Origin of the sequence: Mesorhizobium sp. M7A.F.Ca.CA.002.09.1.1 (assembly GCF_003998555.1) — a bacterium.
GTDB classification, from domain to species: Bacteria; Pseudomonadota; Alphaproteobacteria; order Rhizobiales; family Rhizobiaceae; genus Mesorhizobium; species Mesorhizobium ciceri.
Genome location: NZ_RZRR01001350.1, coordinates 1 through 962, shown reverse-complemented (window position 1 = coordinate 962; position 962 = coordinate 1). Strand labels below are relative to the sequence as shown.

Below are 962 nucleotides of genomic sequence, written 5' to 3'. Positions count from 1 at the left end.
GACATATCGTCCGCCGTCTGCAGGAAGGGATCCTCGACCGCTACGAGCAGCGCATAGCGCTCGAGGATCCCTTCCTGCAGACGGCGGACGATATGTCGTTCTTCTGCCATGGCGACGGAACCTTCTTGAAACTCGACCAGGACGGCCGCATCACGATGAGCGATTTCCTTCGCGAACACACCGGCATCTCGGCGGAAGTGGCCTTTGTCGGGCGCGGCAATTTCTTTCAGATCTGGGAGCCGGGACGGCTTGCCGCCTATGGGGCGCAGGCGCGGGCACGGCTTTTGCAGCTTCGGCAGGGGACGAAGCCTGGGGAGCGACCGGAATGACGGCAGGCCACGGCGATGACCTTCCTCGCGCCGTAGATGGGCACGCCGTGGGCGGATCGGCCCGCCACATTCCGGTCCTCCTTGCCGAAGTGCTCGAAGCACTGGCGCCGGCGCAGGGCGACCTCATCATTGATGGCACGTTCGGCGCCGGCGGCTACACCAGGGCCATTCTGGCGACAGGCGCCTCCGTGGTGGCGATCGACCGCGATCCGGATGCCATTGCGGCCGGGCGCGATCTTGAAGTGCAGTCGGGTGGTCGGCTGCGGCTGGTGCAGGCGCCGTTCTCGACGCTGGACGAACATGTCGAGAGCGCCGACGGGATCGTGCTCGACATCGGCGTGTCCTCGATGCAGCTCGACCAGGCGGAGCGCGGGTTTTCGTTCCGCGCCGACGGGCCGCTCGACATGCGCATGGCGCAATCGGGCCTCAGCGCCGCCGACGTCGTCAATTCCTTCAAGCCGGGCGATCTTGCCCGCATCTTCGGCTTCCTCGGCGAGGAGCGCCATGCCGGACGCATTGCCCGCATGATCGAGGCGCGCCGCGAAAAGCGCCCGTTCGAGCGCACGTTGGAACTCGCCGACGCCATCGAGACGCATATCGGCCGGGCGCCGAAGGACAAGATCCATCCGGCGA

Annotated in this window: 2 protein-coding genes; both read left to right on the top strand. The window is 66.5% G+C overall.

From position 1 onward, the window contains the following. Nucleotides 1–329, top strand: a 329-nt coding sequence (locus EN994_RS33140; RefSeq protein WP_127308240.1) for a transcriptional regulator MraZ, incomplete at its 5' end; no start/stop codon positions are given. After that, nucleotides 326–962: 16S rRNA (cytosine(1402)-N(4))-methyltransferase RsmH (gene rsmH, locus EN994_RS33135; protein ID WP_127308239.1), on the top strand; the 637-nt coding region annotated here is incomplete at its 3' end. The genes EN994_RS33140 and rsmH, both read left to right, overlap by 4 nt.